The following is a 19,065-nucleotide window of genomic DNA, read 5'->3' as shown; positions in this document are numbered from 1 at the left end:
CTCAGTGGCGCGCCGTCGCGCCTGGCAACTGGCAGGAAAGCACAGCAGTACGCAAAACATCGATGGCCTGCGGCCGCGGATAGGTTACCCGCCACACCAGCCCGACCGTACGCGTCGGCGAGCGTCCGGCAAACGGCAGCACACTGACCATCGGCTCCCTGACGACCAGCGGATCGGCCGCCGTACTCGGCATGACCGCCACCCCGGCACCGCTGGCCACCATGTAACGGATGGTTTCCAGCGAACTACCCTCCAGCGAATGCTCCAGCGCATCCTGGCCCGTCAGGCGCGGGCAGGATTCCAGCACCTGATCACGGAAACAATTGCCCTGCCCCAGCAGCAACAAATTCTGCCCATCCAGCTCGTCGGCCGGAATGGCTTCGCGCCCGACCCATGGATGACTGGCCGGCACAACCACGCGGAAAGGTTCGTCATAGACCGGCTGGGCGACCAGGCCCGGTTCAGCGAACGGCAAAGCAATGACGATGACGTCCAGTTCGCCAGCCTTGAGGGCCGGAATCAAATTGGCCGTGAAATCTTCCTTGAGGAAGAGCGGCATTTTTGGCGCTTCCCGATTGAGCGCCGGGATCAATTGCGGCAGCAGGTAAGGTGCAATGGTGTAAATAATGCCGACACGGAGCTGGCCGCTCATCGGGTCGCCCGTTGCGCCAGCAATTTCTTCCAGCTTGACCGCCTCTTCCAGCACGCTGCGCGCCTGATTGACGATACGTTCACCGAGCGCGGTAATCCGCACATCGCTGGCCGTGCGTTCAAACAAGGCCGCACCGATCTGTCCTTCAACCTTCTTGATCGCCACCGACAAGGTCGGCTGGCTGACATGGCAGGCTTCCGCCGCCCGTCCGAAATGCCGTTCTCTAGCCAATGCCACGAGGTAACGCATTTCGGTCAAGGTCATCGCGAAATACCCAGTTTTTCGTAGTCGACCGCAGTCAGCCAGCGCCATTCGCCCGGTTTCAGGTCGGCCGGCAATTGCATTTCGCCCACCGCTTCGCGATGCAATGCCTCGACCCGGTTGCCGACCGCCGCCACCATGCGCTTGACCTGATGGTATTTGCCTTCGGTCAGGGTCAGGCGCAGTTGGCAATCGCCGACGATTTCCGCCCCTGCCGCAGCAATCGGTTCGGGCTCGTCAGCGAGCAGCACGCCAGCCAGCAATTGCTCGATCTGCGCCGCGTCGAGCGGATGCTTGGTCTGGGCCAGATAGACCTTCGGTACCTTGCGCTTGCCGGAAGAAAGCTGGTGATTGAGCTGACCATCGTCGGTAATCAGCAAGAGGCCGGTGGTGTCTTCGTCGAGCCGGCCGATCGGCTGCACGTCGCGTTCGCGTAGTTGTACCGGCAGCAGTTCGAGGACGCCCGCGTGGTGCTTGGGCTTGCGCGAGCATTCGTAGCCGGCCGGTTTGTTGAGGACGATGGTGGCAAATTCGCAAAATGGCCAATCGACGCCGTCGACCGTAAAAATCAGTCCGTCGGTGGCAATTTCAGCAAAAGGATTGGCGCAAATTTCGCCACCAATAGCGACCCGCTCGTGGCGGATCATGGAACGGCAGGCCTTGCGTGTGCCAAAACCGTGTTTCTGGAGGATTCGTTCTAGTTGCATGGGGGAATGCTACCACCCGCCCACGAACTTCGGATATCTCGACTGCGGCGAAAAACCGCCTCGGGCAGCACACTTTGCCCGAGACGGCTGACTGAAGAAGAAAAGGATCAGCTCAATATCTGGAAATCAGAGACCGTCAAACTGGCCGCATTCACACCCACCAGCGTCAGCGAAACACTATCGCCAAACTCCACGACGGTTTCCTGACCATTGTCGCGAATGGCCGAGACAAAACCGAGCAACTGGGCCAATGAAGTCAGCCCGAGACCGGTATCGAAAACCAGCTTGTCGCCTTCCGCATGGTGAAAATCATCGACCTTCACATGCCCCAACTGGCGGAAAACAAACTGGTCCGAACCGCCCCCGCCAAACGAAGCCCCGTCCGCCGTCAGCCCGATGTGTTCGTCACGCTCATTACCTTCGTAATGCAGCGATTCGCGAATGACCGGCGCGACCGCAGTATTGGCAGTATTACCGACCCACTGCTCACTGACCTTGGCGAACAAGCCATCACCATCGACATCGCTGTAACGGGTAATTTCCTCACCGTTGTACTTGGTTTCGATCTTCAGGACATCGCCACCTTCAAGCGTATAACGCTCGTTGTAATCAAGGGATTTGCGCTGATTGACCCCGTGCTCAAGTTCGAATGCCGCGACGACGGTCCCGCTATTCAGCTCAAACGAGTATTTTTCACGCCCCGACAGATTGGCAGAATATGAAGAGGCATTGCCGCTGTTATCCGACGAAGCCCCCGGGACATCATCCGACGACCCTGCCGCATAAGTCGCATTGACTTTGCTGTAGATCCCATCGCCATCGGCATCAACATAGCGCGTGTTTTCCAGGCGCCCATCGTCATACTCGGTTTTCACAACCTGCGTGCCGTCGACCGTCCAACTCTCCCCTTGGTCGATGCTCTCCCATTTCATGCGGCCATTCTCGATTTCGTAAACTGCACGGATGACACCGTTTTGAATATCGAACTTGTAGCCCTTGTTTGCGTCATTGCTCATCTTGCTCTCCTGAAACGTGTTGGTGATGGAACGAACTGTAAAGACTCATGCTGAATGGAACCTGAAGACACCAATTTTTCTGCATCTTGCTGATTCATCTTCTGTTCAGGATGGGCACGCTACCTTCCGGATTTCACTTTGGTGTGCCATCACATGCGATTACTGCTCCTTGAAGACCAGCCAGTACTGGCCGAGGCGATTTCCAGTCACCTGAAGTCACAGGGATTCACTATCGATACGATAAGCAGCTTGCGAGAAGCAGAGCTGGCCTTGCAAATTGGCGAGTTTTCCGCCGCTCTATTCGATTTGTCACTCCCCGATGGCGATGGCTTGACGCTGCTGCGCAGCGTCAGAAAACGGGGCAGCCGTCTGCCGATCATCATCATGACGGCACGCGATCAAATCAGCGACCGCATCAAGGGCCTGGAATCCGGCGCCGATGACTATCTGGTCAAACCCTTCGACCTGAACGAACTGGTCGCACGACTGCATGCCGTACTGCGGCGTTACGAAGGCAATCCCAGTCCGGTGCTGAAAATCGGCAAATTTGAAATCGACCAGAACCAGCACCGGATATTGAGCAATGGCGAAGACCTGCAGCTCACCGCCAAGGAATGGGCGCTCATCATCAAGCTCATCGCCAAACCGAATGCCGTGGTACGCAAGGAACAACTTGAAGAAGCCTTGTACAACTTCGATGATGAAATCGTCAGCAACACGCTGGAAGTCTATGTCAGCCGGCTGCGCAAGAAACTGGGGAAAAACAGCATCGAGACGATTCGCGGACTGGGTTACCGGTTTGTTGGTGAAAAAAGCTGAGACGAACAAGGACCGGCAAAAGGCCATCGATCAAGATAGCCATGGCAGACGATGCTACCATCGGGGCATGAACTTCGAACACCTGATCGCCATCAACGACCCCGGCAATCCGCTGCTCGTCTCACTGTCCCGCCAGCAAGTCTGGGATGGTCTGTTGCACCGGGTCGAAAATCCCCTGCCCTTCCTGCCCGGACTGGAAGCCTGCACGATTCTTCAACGCGAAGCGGAGACGCTGCTGCGCGAACTGGATTTCGGTGCCGCCAGAATCCGCGACCGCGTTACGCTGCTCAACGGCGAATGGGTGCGTTTCGACATTGAGCCGGGCGAGCAACATGCCGGTGGCAGCCTGACCATCCGCATCGAGGAACCCGCGCCGGGACATCTCTTCCTGCGCTTCACCTACGGCACGACCTTCAGCGCCAGTGCCAGCGAAGAAGATCGGGCCTACGCCGAATACATCAAATCCGCCTACCAGCAGTCGGACATCGACTGCGTCCGCATCATCCGCACCTTGGCCGCCGAGGGTCTCCACCAGTAATTTCATTGCGCGAGGAACCGTCATGAGCCAGAGCGAAAGCCCAAGCTTGCCGCTGGAAAATGCCCATCACCGGTCAAGCGACGACATAATTCTGGCCTTGAAAAGTCGAGTAATCGGCTTGTCGACCGCAGAAGCCAGCACACGACTGGCTGAATTCGGCCCCAACCGTCTGCCAGCTGCAGCGCGGGAAAACGTGCTGAAGCGCTTCTTCAAACACTTCAACGACGTATTGATTTATGTCCTGCTGGGTGCCGCCGGCATTACCGCGCTGCTTGGTCACTGGCTCGACACCGGCGTGATCCTCGGCGTCGTCGTCATCAACGCCTTCATCGGCTTCATTCAGGAAGGCAAAGCCGAAGCTGCGCTGGATGGCATCCGGAAAATGCTGTCGGCCCACGCCCAGGTCCGCCGCGACGGACAATGGACGCAAGTCGATGCCGCCACCCTGGTCCCCGGCGACATCGTCCGTCTGCGCTCCGGCGACCGCGTACCGGCTGACCTGCGTCTGCTCGACGCAACCAACCTGCGCATCGAGGAATCCGCCCTGACCGGCGAATCCGTACCCGCCGACAAGCATAACCAGGCCGTGGCCATCGATGCCGGTCTTGGTGATCGTTTCGACATGGCCTATTCCGGCACGCTGGTTGCCACCGGGCGCGGCCATGGCGTGGTCACGGCGACCGGCCCGAATACCGAACTGGGGCGCATCAACCGGCTGATCGCCGAGGTGGAAAGCCTGCAGACGCCACTGACCCGCCAGATGGCGCAATTCAGTAAAGTGCTGTCGATCATCATCGTCGTGCTGGCACTGCTGATGCTGGCCATTGGCATCGGCCTGCACGATTTCCCGCTCGACGAAGTTTTCCTAGCCGCGATCGGCTTTGCCGTTGCTGCGATTCCCGAAGGGCTGCCGGCCATCCTGACCATCACGCTGGCCCTCGGCGTGCAACGCATGGCCTTGCGCAACGCGATCACCCGACAGCTGACGGCAGTCGAAACGCTCGGTTCGGTCACCGTCATCTGCTCCGACAAGACGGGCACGCTGACCAAAAATGAAATGACGGCCCGGCACATCATTACCCGTGCCGGCAATTACGCCGTCAGCGGCACCGGCTATCAGCCAGAGGGTGACATCACACTCAATGGCGAGTTGGCCAAACTGGCCGAACACCCCCACCTGCACGCCCTGATCGAAGTCGTCGCAGTGGCCAACGATACCCATATTGCTGAAGAGGATGGGCAGTGGAAGGTCACCGGCGAACCGACCGAGGGGGCACTACGCACCTTGGCCCACAAGGCGGATTTCGACAGCACGGCACACCGGCGCCACGCGGCCATTCCATTCGAATCGCTCAACAAGTTCATGGCAACACTGAACAGTACGCCGGACGGCCAGCAGCGCATCCTGTTGAAAGGCGCCCCCGACCGTCTGCTTGAGCGTTGTCGGCAGGAGCTGGGCGTCGATGGCAGCGTGCAGACCATTGATCAAGTCTTCTGGGAAGGCGAAATCAACCGGCTCAGCAGCAAGGGCCTGCGCGTACTGGCCGCGGCAGCGCGTACGGTTGATGACGAAAAACGCCATCTGGAAATCAGCGACCTTGATGAAGGCATGATTTTTCTCGGCCTGATCGGCATCATCGATCCGCCAAGGCCGGAGGCTGTCGCGGCCATCAAGTCCTGCCACACGGCCGGCATCCGGGTAAAAATGATTACCGGCGACCATGCCGGTACGGCGGAAGCCATTGGCATCGAAATGGGATTGAACCGAAACTCGGGCCAGGGCGGCACACTCAAGGTCATCACCGGCGCCGAGATCGAAGCGGCCAGTGACGAAGAACTGCAGCAGATTGCGCAGGACTGCGACATCTTTGCCCGCACCAGTCCGGAACACAAACTGCGCCTGGTCATGGCCTTGCAGGCGCGCGGCGAAGTCGTGGCGATGACCGGCGATGGCGTCAACGATGCACCGGCCTTGAAACGGGCCGATGTCGGTGTGGCGATGGGTATCAAGGGCACAGAAGCGACCAAGGAAGCTGCCGCGATCGTGCTGGCCGACGATAATTTCTCGACCATCGAACGCGCCGTCGAAGAAGGCCGAACAATTTACGACAACCTGAAAAAGGCCATCCTGTTCATCCTGCCCACCAACGGCGCACAGGGCTTCGTCATGCTGATTGCCGTGGTTTTCGGCCTGACCCTGCCGTTGACCCCGGTACAGATTCTCTGGGTCAACATGATCGTGGCCATTACGCTGGCCATGGCGCTGGCCTTCGAGCCAGCCGAACCGGGGATCATGCAGCGCCCACCGCGCAAACCAGGCGCACCAATCATCAGCCCGCTATTCATGCTGCGCTTGCTGCTGGTTTCGGTATTGATCGGCGGCGCCACCATCGCCATGTTCGAAATCGAACTGGCACGCGACATGCCGCTGGATGTGGCACGCACCATGGCAGTCAACACGCTGGTCATCGCCCAGGCTTTCTACCTGTTCAATGCGCGCTTTCTTACCGCCTGCAGCTTGCGTCTCGACCTGCTATTCACCAATCGCGCAGCATGGATCACCACCGGCATACTGGCCCTGTTACAGCTTGCTTTCGTCTATCTGCCGATCATGAACAGGACTTTCGGCACCGCCCAACTTGAGTTGCGTCACTGGCTGCTCCCGCTGCTCATCGGCTTCGCCATCTTCCTGTTGATGGAAATCGAAAAATTCGTCATGCGGCGTTTTGCTTGATTTTGCGCAATGTTGCGGTCGACGCGTCAGCAAGGGCATTTTTCACCCCGCAGCCCAACTGCAGATAACACGCAATGCGGTTGATTGCCGGGCTGGAATATCCGAACATGGGCATATGAAAATACATGAAATCCTCCTCTGCACGCCCGAGCGCACAACCAAGGTCGGCCTCTGGCTAATCGCCATCATGCTGGTCGGCAGCATCGGTTACCTGCACCTGCTAGCCGGCCCGGCTTACGAATTCCAGCTTTTCTTCATGCTGCCTATTGCCCTCGTCGCCTGGTTTGTCAGCACTCGCCGAGCCTATGTGCTATCGCTCCTGACCGCCGTGCTCTGGTATCTGGCTGACCGCCAGCTCGGCGGCGATCAGCCAGATCGAATTGTCCTGCTGTTCAACATGGCGACGAGGCTTGGCCTCTTCATTTCGCTGGTCTGGCTGCTCGGCTATGTGCGCGGCATGATCATGTGCCAGAAGCCGTTTTCCCACCCGAACGAATCGCGCCAAGCCCGTGCACAAGAGCAATAACCCCTGCAACCTTGCTGGTAATATGCAGCCTCCTGCAAATCCGTAACCTCTTTACCCAGCCTGTTTGTGAATTCAGCGAAGTCATCCTCTCAATCGGGCATCAGCCTCCGGCACCTCAGCCTGCGAACCCAGATCGGTCTCGCCGTTGGTTTGGTCCTGAGCCTGATTCTCCTGATCCACGCGTTGCTGCTATTTTCTGCCGCCCGTGGCGAGTTGAGACAAAGCCTTTCCGGACAACTTGAGGTACTGGTCAGCCGCCTGGCGGCCGAACTGGACGACAAGGTACTGATCCGCGTCGCCGTTCTGGAATCGATGGCGAGCAAATTTCCGCTCGAGTCCATCAACGACCCGGTAGCGGTCGAAAGCTATTTCCGCAATTCCCCCAGCCTGTACACACTGATTGATGATTTTTACCTGTTCTCGGCCCAAGGCGTCCTGCTGGTCGATTGGCCGGTAGCCCCTGGACGACGCGGCCTGGATATGACGGAGCGCGACTATATTCAGGGGGTCATGGTCAAGGGCCGGACCACCATCTCCAAACCCATTCTGGGCAAAGCCACCAAACAACCCATCGTGGTCATTTCAGTCCCCATTCTGGATGATCACGGCAAGCTGGTCGGCATCATGGGCGGCGTGGTCAATCTGCATCGCTCGCGCTTGCTGGAACCACTGTCCAGCACCAAGGTCGGGCAATCCGGCTATTTCTACCTGGTCGGCCAGGAACGATTGACCATCATGCACCCGGACAAAACCCGGATACTCAAACCGATCACCGACCCGGGAGCCAATCAGCAACTTGACCGGGCACTCGATGATGACTTCGAAGGCACTGTCGAGGCAGTGAATAGCCAGGGTTTGCAGGGGTTGTTCAGTTTCAAGCGCCTGCCCAGCACCAACTGGGTGCTGGCTGCTGTCCTGCCCTCCAGCGAAGCCTTCGAGTCGGTCAACAAATTGCGCCTGCAGGTAACGCTGTTCACCATCCTGTCCTTGATCCTGGCTGTGCTCATCACTGCCCTCGTGGTGCGCCGCTTTACCCGCCCCCTGGAAATCCTGTCGAACTTCCTGAAGTCATCACGCAGCCTCAGTCCCCCCCCGGCATTACCACATCGCTGCAAGGAAACCGATCACCTGTCGGAAGCCTTTTCCGAATTTCTGGCGCAGCAAAAAGTCACTCAGGACGAACTTTACATTGCCCGTCAAAAGGCCGAAGCCGCCAATGCCGACCTGCGCATCGCCGCCATCGCCTTCGAAGCCCAGGAAGGCATGTTCATCACCAATGCCGAAAATGTCATCCTGCGCGTTAACAAGGCATTCATAGAAATCACCGGCTACGCCGCCGACGAAGCAATCGGGCAGACACCGGGACTACTGGCTTCAGGGCGTCACGACAGCAATTTTTATAGCGACATGAAGGAAAGCATCAGGCTAACCAATGCCTGGCAGGGTGAAATCTGGAATCGGCGCAAAAATGGCGAGGTTTACCCGCAATGGCTGACCATTACTGCCGTCACCGACAGCAGCGGCACCCTCACCCACTATGTCTCGACACTGACCGACATCAGCCAGCGCAAGGCGGCAGAGCAGGAAATCAAGTATCTCGCCTTCTACGATCCGCTGACCCACCTGCCCAACCGCCGCTTGCTGATCGACCGCCTGCAGCAAGCCGTTGCCTTGAGCGATCGCAATACACGAACCGGCGCCCTCCTGTTCATCGATCTCGACAACTTCAAGGTGCTCAACGATACGCTCGGCCATGAAAAAGGCGATCTGCTCCTGCAACAGGTTGCACAGCGTCTGACCACCTGCGTCCGCAAGGCCGACAGCATCGCCCGCCTGGGCGGCGATGAGTTCGTCGTCGTACTCGAAGACCTGAGTAAAAACCCGAACGAAGCCGCCACCCAGACCGAAGCCGTGGGCGAGAAAATACTTGAGATACTCGGCCAGCCCTACGATCTGGACGGTTACCCGTATCACAACACGCCGAGTATCGGCGTCACCATGTTCGCCGATCAGTCGAGCAGTGTCGACGACCTGATGAAGCATGCTGACCTCGCGATGTACGAGGCAAAGAAAGCGGGACGCAACACCCTGCGTTTCTTCGATCCGGAAATGCAGGCCACGATTACTGCCCGGGCAATGCTGGAAAAAGACTTGCGGGCCGCCCTGGAGGTGCAGCAGTTCGAGCTGTACTACCAGCCACAAGTCGATGCCGAAGGCCGCATCCAGGGCACCGAAGCCTTGCTCCGCTGGCAACATCCGGTACGCGGCATGATTGCCCCCGGAGAATTCATTCCGCTGGCCGAAGAAACCGGCCTGATCCTGCCGCTCGGCCACTGGATTCTGCAGACCGCCTGTCAGCAACTGGTCGACTGGTCGAAAAATCCGGTGCTCGCACATCTTGGCATTGCCGTGAACATCAGCGCACTGCAATTCCGCCAACCGGAATTCGTCGACCAGGTACTCAATGCGCTCGACAGCACCGGTGCCGATCCGCAAAAACTCAAACTGGAATTGACCGAAAGTCTGCTGCTCGACAATGTTCAGGAAGTCATCGACAAGATGGGCGCACTGAAAGCCCGTGGCATCAGCTTCTCGCTGGACGACTTCGGTACCGGCTATTCATCGCTCTCCTACCTGAAGCGCTTGCCGCTCGATCAATTGAAGATCGACCAGTCATTCGTGCGCGACCTGCTGACCGACGTTAACGATGTCGCCATCGCCCGTACCATTGTCGCGCTGGCACAAAGTCTCAACCTGGCAGTCATCGCCGAAGGCGTGGAAACCCAAGCACAACGCGATTGCCTGGCCCTGCAGGGCTGCCACACCTACCAGGGTTATCTGTTCGGACGGCCGGTGCCACCGGCAGAACTCGAACAACGCCTGCTGCAATCGCTGAATCTGTCACCCAGCGCAGCGCACCACCCAGCCTAACCGGGTGCAGACAGCCGCCGGATGGCGGGGCAAGAATTGCCGCTTTCAAGGATCATCCCTTGCCGGACAGCCGACATCTATTCAGCCAAGCCGCCTACGATTCTTTCGGCATCGCTTGCCACAAGCAAGCTGGCCGAAAATCGTGCACCTTGTACCAATGACTGAGCAACAGCAGGCGCAGTTATTGCGTTGACCAAAGCACAAGAAGGCAAACTGCCTTCTTTACCGGCGGGAGGCAATATGTCAGTCAATGCAATCAGCACGACGAATCTGGATTTTTCCCGGCTCATGGCTAGCAAGGCTGGGCTATCGGGGGAAAACCAGACCGAAGGCGCTGACTTTTTGTCATCGCTGAAATTGCGTATGGCCGACTTCAAGTCACAGTCGATCGACACCCTGATCTCTTCCGCCATGCAAAGTGATATCGGCCAAGGTGCCTCGCGCCTCGCTGCACTGTTCGGCAATCCCCCAAGCCCGAGCAATGCGGCTTCGGCGCCACTCTCCACGTCTGGCCGCAACACCAGCCTGTTCGATCCGGAATCAGCCTACCGGATGATGAGCGTCATCAATACACGGGAAGTGACCTACAAAGCCGAACTGTCCGAAATGAAGGACATGAAATCCTATCTGCAGCGCATGCAGCAGGAAGGCATCAAGCTCGGCGAGATCGACGAAACGAGCACGCCGGAGGCAATCCGAAGCAGCTTGCAAGCCTTTGCCGACGCCTATAACGGCTGGATAGACCGCTTTGACGAAAACCTGGAAGACGGCGGCCTGCTCGCCGGCACCCATGCCGCCACCGCTTCGCAGTGGGAACTGGAAAAAAGCGTGGAGAATTTCTTCAACGGTGCCATGGACGGTGTGCGTGGCATGGGCGATCTCGGCTTGAGCATCGATCCGCACACCAATATGGCGAGCCTCGACACCAAGCGGCTCGATACACTGATGTCCAGCAACAAGAAAGGTGTCAGCAACGCCATCCGGGAGTTCAGCGCCAACTTTGCCAAATCGGCGGAACTGCTCAATTCGGACGGCAACTTCATCCCCAACCGCTTGAGTAATCTTGACCGGGTCATCGACTACATCGACCGCAACAAAACTTCGTTGCAGGCTGAGTTCGGGCTGGGCGATCCGGCCAAGCCAAACGCACTGGTAGCCAAGGCACTGGCCGCCTACAACACGACTTACGGCAGCGCTGCCTGAGTTTTATCCGGTACAAAATCGGCCAAATACGCGGGTTGACCGCAAGATTTGGCTCACCACACAGTAAAAAGCCGAAGGCACTTCACCTTCGGCTTTTCTCCCGCTGAACTGCCGAGACGGGCTTACTGAACGCCTTGGCTGGCCAGGTAATCCTCGTAACCACCAAGGTAATCGACGATCTTGCCATCGCCCTTGACTTCGAGCACGCGGGTCGACAACGAGGAGACGAACTCCCGGTCGTGCGACACGAAGACCAGCGTGCCGGGGAATTTTTCCAGGCCGGAGTTGAGCGCTTCGATCGATTCCATGTCGAGGTGATTGGTCGGTTCGTCCATCAACAGCACGTTCGGCCGCGACAGCATCAGCTTGCCGAACAGCATGCGACCCTGCTCGCCGCCGGAAAGCACCTTGACCGCCTTCTTGACGTCATCGCCGGAGAACAGCAGACGGCCGAGCGTGCCGCGCATCAGGGTTTCGACATCGCCGCCTTCGCCAGCCGAATCACGGGCATAGGGTGCGATCCAGTCGGTCAGGTTGATGTCGCTCTGGAAATCGGCCGAATGGTCCTGCGCGTAGTAGCCCAGTTGCGCCTTTTCCGCCCACTTGATCGTGCCGTAACCGGGTTGCAGTTCGCCCATCAACAGCTTCAGCAGGGTCGTCTTGCCGACGCCGTTCTCACCGATGATGGCAATCTTTTCGCCGGCATTGATGGTCAGCGTCAGGTTGTTGAAAATCTTCTGCTCACTGCCCGGATAGGCGAAGGTGAGGTCTTCGATCTCGACCGCCTGACGATGCAGTTTCTGCTTCTCGTCGTAATCGAAGCGGATCCACGGGTACTGGCGTGACGACGGCTTGACGTCTTCCGGCTTCAGCTTGTCGATCAGCTTCATCCGGGACGTTGCCTGCTTGGCCTTGGAGGCGTTGGCCGAGAAGCGGCGGACGAAGGTCTGCAGTTCGGCGATGCGTTCCTTGGCCTTGGCGTTGGCGTTCGACTGGCGTTCGCGCGCCTGCTGCGCGGCTTCCATGAAGTCGTCGTAGTTGCCGGCGTAGGTGGTGATCTTGCCGTAGTCCAGGTCGGCCATGTGGGTACAGACCTGGTTCAGGAAGTGGCGATCGTGCGAGATGATGATCATCGTCGAATCACGGTTGTTCAGCACGTCTTCCAGCCAGCGGATGGTGTTGATGTCGAGGTTGTTGGTCGGTTCGTCGAGCAGCAGGATGTCCGGGTTGGCGAACAGCGCCTGGCAGAGCAGCACGCGCAGCTTCCAGCCCGGCGCCACTTCGCGCATCGGGCCGTTGTGCTGCTCGATTGGAATGCCGACGCCCATCAGCAGTTCGCCAGCGCGCGATTCGGCGGTGTAGCCGTCGTACTCGCCGACCTTGCCTTCAAGCTCGGCGGCACGCATGTAATCGTCTTCGCTGGCTTCCGGATTGGCGTAGATCGCGTCGCGTTCCTGGATCGCCGCCCACAATTCCTCGTGGCCCATCATCACCACGTCGAGGACGCGCATATCCTCGTAAGCGAACTGGTCCTGCTTCAGGTAGGCCATGCGCTCATGGACATCCTTGGAGACATTGCCGGCCGACGATTCCAGCGCGCCGCACAGGATCTTCATGAAGGTCGACTTGCCGGCGCCATTGGCTCCGATCAGGCCGTAGCGATAGCCTTCGCCAAATTTGACGTTAACATTTTCGAACAGGGGCTTGGCCCCGAATTGCATGGTGATGTTGGCAGCAACGAGCACGACGATTTCCGATCCGGCAAGTATTTCAATAAGGGCGAGATTTTACCCTTTTTGCCCGGTCGACCACGGCTGCCGGCCCCATTTTTGTGCACCGCGGTGTAACATCGCGGCCAACAATAACGCGCGAAAAACCTGGAGACAGCACCATGGTTCCTCACCTCACCACGGCCCTGACCGGCCCACTGCTCGAACTGGAGCGCCGCTTCCTCGACAGCAGCGCGCAGATCGAGCACTGGCTGCGCGCCCAGTGGCAGGAACACACGCCCCCCTTCTACTCATCGGTCGATCTGCGTAATTCCGGCTTCAAGCTGGCGCCGGTCGATACCAACCTGTATCCGGGCGGTTTCAACAATCTCAATCCGGCCTTCCTGCCGCTGTGCGTACAGGCGGCGATGAGCGCGATCGAGAAGTTCTGTCCGGAAGCCCGCAGCCTGCTGCTGATTCCTGAGAACCACACGCGCAACCAGTTCTACCTGCAGAACGTCGCGCAGATCGCCGCCATCCTCAAGCAGACCGGACTGGAAGTACGCATCGGTTCGCTGATCCCCGATCTGACCGAGCCGACTGCGGTCGACCTGCCCAATGGTCAACAATTGCTGCTCGAACCGCTGGTGCGCAAGAACAACCGGCTCGGCGTGTCCGGTTTCGAACCCTGCGCGGTGCTGCTCAACAATGACCTGTCGGCCGGTATTCCGGCCATTCTGCAGGGGCTCGATGAGCAGGTCGTGTTGCCGCCGCTACATGCCGGCTGGGCGGTGCGCCGCAAGTCCAACCATTTTGCTGCCTACGATCAGGTGGCCAACGATTTCGCCCGCGCCATCGGTATCGATCCCTGGCGCATCAATCCGGCCTTCTCGGTGTGCCGCAGCATCAATTTCCATGAACGCCAGGGCGAGGAATGCCTGGCCGCGAATGTCGAGGCCGTACTCGACATCGTGCGCGAGAAATACCGCGAATACGGTATTGCCGAAACGCCCTACGTCGTCGTCAAGGCCGATGCCGGCACTTACGGCATGGGCGTCATGACGGTACGCAATGTCGATGAAGTCATCGCGCTGAATCGCAAGCAGCGCAACAAGATGAGCGTCGTCAAGGAAGGCCTGGAAGTCTCCGAAGTACTGATCCAGGAAGGCGTGCACTCCTTCGAAACGCTGAATGAGGCGGTCGCCGAACCGGTTATCTACATGATCGACCGTTACGTCGTCGGCGGCTTCTACCGCGTGCATACCGGGCGCGGCAAGGACGAAAACCTCAATGCGCCGGGCATGCACTTCGAGCCGCTGGCCTTCGAAACCGGCTGCAACCTGCCGGATTACCGCTGCGGCAATCCCGACTCGCCGCCCAACCGCTTCTACGCCTATGGCGTCGTCGGCCGACTGGCCTGCCTTGCGGCCGCCGTCGAACTGGAGCGGACGGCGCCGGACGCTGCCTAGACCACGCCAATGGCCCAGCAACTGCATTTCGAAAAGCATCTGCTCGGCGGTCGTGCCCGCTCACTGAAGCTGGCCTTCATTCTTGACCCAATCGATAGCCTGAAGGCCTGGAAAGACTCCTCTATCGCCATGATGCGGGCTGCCGGCAACCACGGTCATGATGTCTTTGCCATCGAAGCGCAAACGCTGGGCTGGCGCAAGACAGAAGCCGGGCATCCCGGCGGCGTCTTCGGCCAGTGCATTCATCTGCATCTGCGCCCTGACGACCACGACTGGTATCGCGAAACCGGCCGCGAGTGGATTCCGCTCAGGGGCTTCGACGCGGTCATCATGCGCAAGGACCCGCCGTTCGATTTCGAGTTTCTCACCGCCACCTGGCTGCTCGAGCGAGCCGAAGCCGATGGGGTACGGGTATTCAACCGGCCACGGGCGCTGCGTGAGCATTCGGAAAAGGTCGCCATTACCGAATTTGCCCAATTCACGCCGTCGACCGTAATAAGTCGTGATTTTCACCAGCTTCACCACTTCATCGATGAACAGCGCGACGTCATCCTGAAACCACTCGATGGCATGGGCGGTAGCCAGATTTTCCGCGTTCATCGCAACGATCCCAACCGGAACGTCATCGTCGAGACACTGACACACAATGGTCAACGAACGATCATGGCGCAGCGCTACCTGCCGGAGATCGCCCATGGTGACAAAAGAATTCTGCTGATCGGCGGAAAAACGGTGCCGTATTGCCTGGCGCGCATTCCCAAAGCCGGCGAAACGCGGGGCAATCTGTCAGCCGGCGGCACCGGCATCGCCCAGGAACTCAGTCCACGCGACCGGGAAATTGCCGAAACCATTGGCCCCATTCTGTTCAAGCGCGGCCTCATGCTGGTCGGCCTGGACATCATTGGCGACTGCCTGACTGAAATCAACGTCACCAGTCCAACCTGTATGGTCGAAATTCGCCAGCAAAGCGGTTTCGATGCCGCCGGTGCTTTCATCACAGCCGTTGAGCACGCATGCGGTCTTACCTGAACACTTACCGGCTGGGCGCTCTGGCGCTGCTCGCCCTCTTGCTCTGCGCTTGCGGCAAGGCACCACTGCAAGAACAACAGGCTTTCGTGTTTGGTACCCGGGTCGAAGTCATCGTCGTCAGCGAGCAGGCAGAACAGGGCCGGCAAGCCATTGCTGCCGTCCTGCGCGAGTTCGACCGCATGCACCGAGCTTATCACGCCTGGCAGCCTTCCGAGCTAAGCGACGTCAATGCGGCCATCGCCGCTGGTCGATCACAGGAAGTCAAGCCGGAGCTGGCGGAATTCCTGCGCGAAGCCCAAGCGCTGGCCGCTCAGGGCGACCATCTGTTCGATCCGGGCATTGGCCGACTGATCAAAACCTGGGGGTTTCATGCCGATGAATTTGTCGCCCAGATGCCGGCAGAAAGCGCACTGACGGCATGGCGAAAACACCCTTCGTCAGTCGCCGAGCTGGTCATAGACGGGAATACGGTCTCCAGCCGCAACCAGATGCTGGCCCTGGATTTTGGTGGTTACCTGAAAGGCGTCGCGCTGGATCGCGCCGCAGCCATCCTGCGCAGCCAAGGCATCAATAACGCGCTGATCAACATCGGTGGCAACGTCATGGCCCTGGGCAGTAAGGATGGGCGCAAATGGCGCGTCGGCATCCAGCATCCGCGCCAGCCCGGCCCACTGGCCACGATCATGCTCGACAACGGTGAAGCCATCGGCACCTCCGGCGACTACCAGCGCTACTTCGAACTCGACGGCAAGCGCTACGCGCATCTGATTGATCCCCGGACTGCATATCCAGTCGATCATACCCAAGCCGTTACCGTCCTGATTCCCGCCGGCCCGAAATCCGGCACGCTATCCGACGCCGCATCCAAGCCGATCTTCATTGCCGGCCCGGATAACTGGCGGACGATGGCGACGAAAATGCAAACCGGCATGGTTTTGCGCGTTGACCGTGATAACCGGATTTTCGTGACCGAGGCGCTGCACCAGCGCCTGAACTACATCGGTCAGCCCCCGGAAATCACCGTCGTGCCCTGAATCGGGCCGCTGCAGTGTGCGGCTTATTCAGGTGTTTTCGAGTCTATCATCAGCGTTACCGGGCCATCATTGACCAGCGTAATCTGCATGTCGGCCCCGAACACACCGGTCGGAACCGGCTTGCCCAATTCAATCGCCAGTTTTTCGACAAAGCGATCAAACAAGGGCGCAGACAATTCGCCGCGCGCCGCCCGGCTCCAGGAAGGACGATTCCCCTTCTTGACCGAGGCATAGAGAGTGAATTGCGATACGGCGATGATTTCCCCACCAACGTCCTGAACACTGAGGTTCATCACCCCTTCGGCATCGGCAAACAGGCGCATACGGACGATCTTGCCGACCATCCAGTCGAGATCGGCCACTTCATCCGTCGTTTCAAAACCGGCCAACACAAGCAAACCATTACCAATTTTGCCGACAATATTGCGGTCGACCGCAACAGAAGCCTCTTTTACCCGCTGAATCACGACACGCACAGGTAAAACTCAGGCCAGCGAATCGAGCGCCAGGCGCAATTGAGCCGCATAGGCCTCCAATTGCTCGCGTGCCGGGTCCTTGCGCGGCCACGACAAGGCAATACCATCATCCGCGTGGCGCGGCACCACATGCAAGTGAAAATGGAAAACCGTCTGGTCCCCAGCCTTGCCGTTACATTGCAGCAAGGTCAGACCGGGCGGATCGAATGCTTCCTGTACCGCCAGGGCCATGCGTTGTGCGGTACGCATCGCTGCAGCCGCTTCATCTGGCGTCAGATCAAGCAATGTGGCCGCATGACGCTTGCTGGCAACCAGCACATGGCCGGGGTTGACCTGGCCAAGATCCATGAATGCCAGCGTCTGGTCATCTTCATAGACCTTAGCGGCAGGAATTTCACCTGCAACAAGACGACAGAATATGCACTGACCCGGCGGTGAAGTATCGACAAACATGGGCATGATGGCTCCTTGTTGAATGTGTTCTTGCAATAGGCAACCCCGAATGGATAAACGCCTTTCGGGGCGTAATCTTAATCTGGCCAGCGCCCCGAAAAATAGGGCAACAAAGCTTTCGCTGCCTCGACTCTGTGCTCGATCGTTACGCCGGTATCGTTCATCACCGCCAGCAAGAAGTTTCTCGGGTCCTGATAGCTGTCGCACGGCCCTCCAGGCAGACAACGAGAAGCTGAAACCTGTGCCATCACATCGGCCTGCTCCAATCTTTCTGCCTGCATAGCCTGCAGACGAGACTGGGCTTGCTGAAACTCGCTGCGCGTGATGCTGCGCAACCCCGCCAGCATCTCCGCCTGACGATCCATGTTTGGCGCCATGTCCAAGCCGGGTTCATCAATAAACATGCTCCCCATGCTCGGATCGATGAATGCCGACCATTTACCACTTAGCGGCTGAAACGCCGGAACCAGGGCAAGGAGCGTAGGGGCTTCACCAGGAAGAAGTTCGAGTTTGGCGCCGGCGATATCAGCCAGGTATTCATGGCAAAGGGCCGTCAAAAAAGATTTCGCATCGTCAAGCAAGAGCGAATCCGCCAGAGAAAACCAGATGCCAAACCCTTTATTCCCGGAAACGGCTATGGCGGGTGCGGGTAAATCCAGATCATTTTGCACCCCGTGAAACACCGAAGCGACAGCCTCCCAGTCGCTGACCCGTTCGACACTGAGAACCATGGCCCGGACCGATTGTTCAGCCCCAAGCAGGCTAATTGCCACACGACTCTCACCATTCAGGCAGTCGGCCAGTAAGGCCGGACTCAGCGCAATCAAGGGAGAAGGACATGCCTCATCGACCGTGGCATCGCCGTCGCTGAAACGGTGGCTACAAGCAAGCTGGCGGTCGTGAAAATATAGCCGTTGTAACTCTGTAATCAGTTTTTGCATGGAGGGAAACGATAGCCTAATGATTTAATGCAGAAGAACGACAGACGTCGCAAACATCCCAAGGCAAACAATCGCAAATGCGAGCTTGCGGATGGTAGTCAGCACCGACATAAACCTTGCCCGGTACCTCATGAGCTGTTGGCCGGTTGATGGTTGCGCCTGTTTTTACAGGCTTTACCGGCGCAGATGCCTGCCCTTCATCGTGCGGTGTCGGCGACCAACGGGAAAACCCGGCGAGGTCGCCATCGTTGACCACGTACCAAATCTTCCGGGCGGCATCCCAGCGCGCACCGAGTTTCTTGGCTTCATCTTTCTCGGCAAAAGACACCTTCAAATTGAAGCGCATGGATATTCCTTGTTCAGAGGGGGGTTGCTAGGAGAACTTCGGCGAGTGTTTACGAGTTGGATGAGACGAAGCGTTGTCCTGAGTGTTGTTGGGTATTGAGGCGGTAATTTTGTTCCGAGTAGACGTAAAAACCCCCCGTAGCGGTATGCTGCGGGGGGTTTTTGGTGTGGGAGCCTGGCGGTGACCTACTTTCGCGAGCGGAAGCTCACTATCATTGGCGC

At 58.5% G+C, this 19,065-nt stretch carries 17 protein-coding genes; 9 read left to right on the top strand and 8 right to left on the bottom strand.

Annotated features, from left to right (window positions below):
* Window position 1: 1 nt before the first annotated feature.
* The 3 genes from RCI20_RS02390 to RCI20_RS02380 all read right to left on the bottom strand — a co-directional run bounded on the left by RCI20_RS02390 (window position 2) and on the right by RCI20_RS02380 (window position 2,636).
* On the bottom strand, window positions 2–916 hold the full coding sequence (locus RCI20_RS02390) for a hydrogen peroxide-inducible genes activator (RefSeq protein WP_306602923.1): 915 nt from the start codon (window positions 914–916) through the stop codon (window positions 2–4).
* Window positions 913–1,620: a 16S rRNA pseudouridine(516) synthase gene (locus RCI20_RS02385; protein ID WP_306602922.1), complete on the bottom strand. Its 708-nt coding sequence runs from the start codon at window positions 1,618–1,620 to the stop codon at window positions 913–915. The genes RCI20_RS02390 and RCI20_RS02385 overlap by 4 nt, the downstream gene beginning before the upstream one ends.
* A 107-nt stretch (window positions 1,621–1,727) precedes the next feature.
* Window positions 1,728–2,636, bottom strand: coding sequence for a hypothetical protein (locus RCI20_RS02380; RefSeq protein WP_306602921.1), 909 nt, complete (start codon window positions 2,634–2,636; stop codon window positions 1,728–1,730).
* A 153-nt stretch (window positions 2,637–2,789) separates the two neighbouring features.
* Here RCI20_RS02380 and RCI20_RS02375 point away from each other — a divergent pair, with 153 nt between their 5' ends.
* The 6 genes from RCI20_RS02375 (at window position 2,790) to fliD (ending at window position 11,387) form a co-directional block, all read left to right on the top strand.
* The gene (locus RCI20_RS02375) at window positions 2,790–3,455 is read left to right on the top strand and encodes a response regulator transcription factor (protein ID WP_306602920.1); all 666 of its coding nucleotides are present in this window, start codon (window positions 2,790–2,792) and stop codon (window positions 3,453–3,455) included.
* Between the two features lie 67 nt (window positions 3,456–3,522).
* Entirely contained in the window at window positions 3,523–3,993 is a 471-nt protein-coding gene (locus RCI20_RS02370; protein ID WP_306602919.1) for an SRPBCC family protein, read from the top strand.
* A 22-nt stretch (window positions 3,994–4,015) separates the two neighbouring features.
* Window positions 4,016–6,727, top strand: a complete 2,712-nt coding sequence (locus RCI20_RS02365; RefSeq protein WP_306602918.1) for a cation-transporting P-type ATPase — start codon at window positions 4,016–4,018, stop codon at window positions 6,725–6,727.
* Between the two features lie 115 nt (window positions 6,728–6,842).
* Complete coding sequence (locus tag RCI20_RS02360; protein ID WP_306602916.1) at window positions 6,843–7,253, top strand: hypothetical protein; 411 nt, start codon at window positions 6,843–6,845, stop codon at window positions 7,251–7,253.
* A gap of 66 nt (window positions 7,254–7,319) precedes the next feature.
* Window positions 7,320–10,184, top strand: a complete 2,865-nt coding sequence (locus RCI20_RS02355) for an EAL domain-containing protein (protein ID WP_306602915.1) — start codon at window positions 7,320–7,322, stop codon at window positions 10,182–10,184.
* Window positions 10,185–10,424: 240 nt separating this feature from the next.
* A complete protein-coding gene (gene fliD, locus RCI20_RS02350) occupies window positions 10,425–11,387 on the top strand; it encodes a flagellar filament capping protein FliD (RefSeq protein ID WP_306602914.1) in 963 nt (320 codons plus the stop codon).
* A 122-nt stretch (window positions 11,388–11,509) separates the two neighbouring features.
* Here fliD and RCI20_RS02345 read toward each other — a convergent pair whose 3' ends face one another.
* Window positions 11,510–13,132, bottom strand: coding sequence for an ABC-F family ATPase (locus tag RCI20_RS02345; RefSeq protein ID WP_306602913.1), 1,623 nt, complete (start codon window positions 13,130–13,132; stop codon window positions 11,510–11,512).
* Between the two features lie 146 nt (window positions 13,133–13,278).
* Between RCI20_RS02345 and gshA the strand changes: the two genes are divergently transcribed.
* The 3 genes from gshA to RCI20_RS02330 are packed head-to-tail and all read left to right on the top strand — an operon-like array spanning window position 13,279 to window position 16,628.
* Window positions 13,279–14,565, top strand: a complete 1,287-nt coding sequence (gshA, locus tag RCI20_RS02340) for a glutamate--cysteine ligase (RefSeq protein ID WP_306602911.1) — start codon at window positions 13,279–13,281, stop codon at window positions 14,563–14,565.
* A 9-nt stretch (window positions 14,566–14,574) separates the two neighbouring features.
* On the top strand, window positions 14,575–15,594 hold the full coding sequence (gene gshB / locus RCI20_RS02335) for a glutathione synthase (RefSeq protein WP_306602910.1): 1,020 nt from the start codon (window positions 14,575–14,577) through the stop codon (window positions 15,592–15,594).
* Window positions 15,579–16,628: an FAD:protein FMN transferase gene (locus RCI20_RS02330; RefSeq protein ID WP_306602909.1), complete on the top strand. Its 1,050-nt coding sequence runs from the start codon at window positions 15,579–15,581 to the stop codon at window positions 16,626–16,628. The genes gshB and RCI20_RS02330 overlap by 16 nt, the downstream gene beginning before the upstream one ends.
* Before the next feature lie 23 nt (window positions 16,629–16,651).
* Here the strand turns inward: RCI20_RS02330 and dtd are convergent, their stop codons facing one another.
* From dtd to RCI20_RS02310, 4 genes are all read right to left on the bottom strand, one after another.
* Window positions 16,652–17,104 (bottom strand): D-aminoacyl-tRNA deacylase, encoded by a 453-nt coding sequence (dtd, locus tag RCI20_RS02325; RefSeq protein WP_306602907.1) that lies wholly within the window; start codon window positions 17,102–17,104, stop codon window positions 16,652–16,654.
* A gap of 9 nt (window positions 17,105–17,113) precedes the next feature.
* Window positions 17,114–17,563 carry an HIT family protein gene (locus tag RCI20_RS02320; protein ID WP_306602906.1) on the bottom strand — a complete coding sequence of 150 codons (450 nt, stop codon included), beginning with the start codon at window positions 17,561–17,563 and terminating at the stop codon, window positions 17,114–17,116.
* A 71-nt stretch (window positions 17,564–17,634) separates the two neighbouring features.
* Window positions 17,635–18,498 (bottom strand): hypothetical protein, encoded by an 864-nt coding sequence (locus RCI20_RS02315; protein ID WP_306602905.1) that lies wholly within the window; start codon window positions 18,496–18,498, stop codon window positions 17,635–17,637.
* 16 nt (window positions 18,499–18,514) lie between these two features.
* Complete coding sequence (locus RCI20_RS02310; protein ID WP_306602904.1) at window positions 18,515–18,844, bottom strand: DUF5710 domain-containing protein; 330 nt, start codon at window positions 18,842–18,844, stop codon at window positions 18,515–18,517.
* Between the last annotated feature and the right edge of the window lie 221 nt (window positions 18,845–19,065).

It is taken from the genome of Azonexus sp. (genome assembly GCF_030824335.1).
GTDB lineage: Bacteria > Pseudomonadota > Gammaproteobacteria > Burkholderiales > Rhodocyclaceae > Azonexus.
This window is presented reverse-complemented; position numbering and strand designations above follow the sequence as displayed.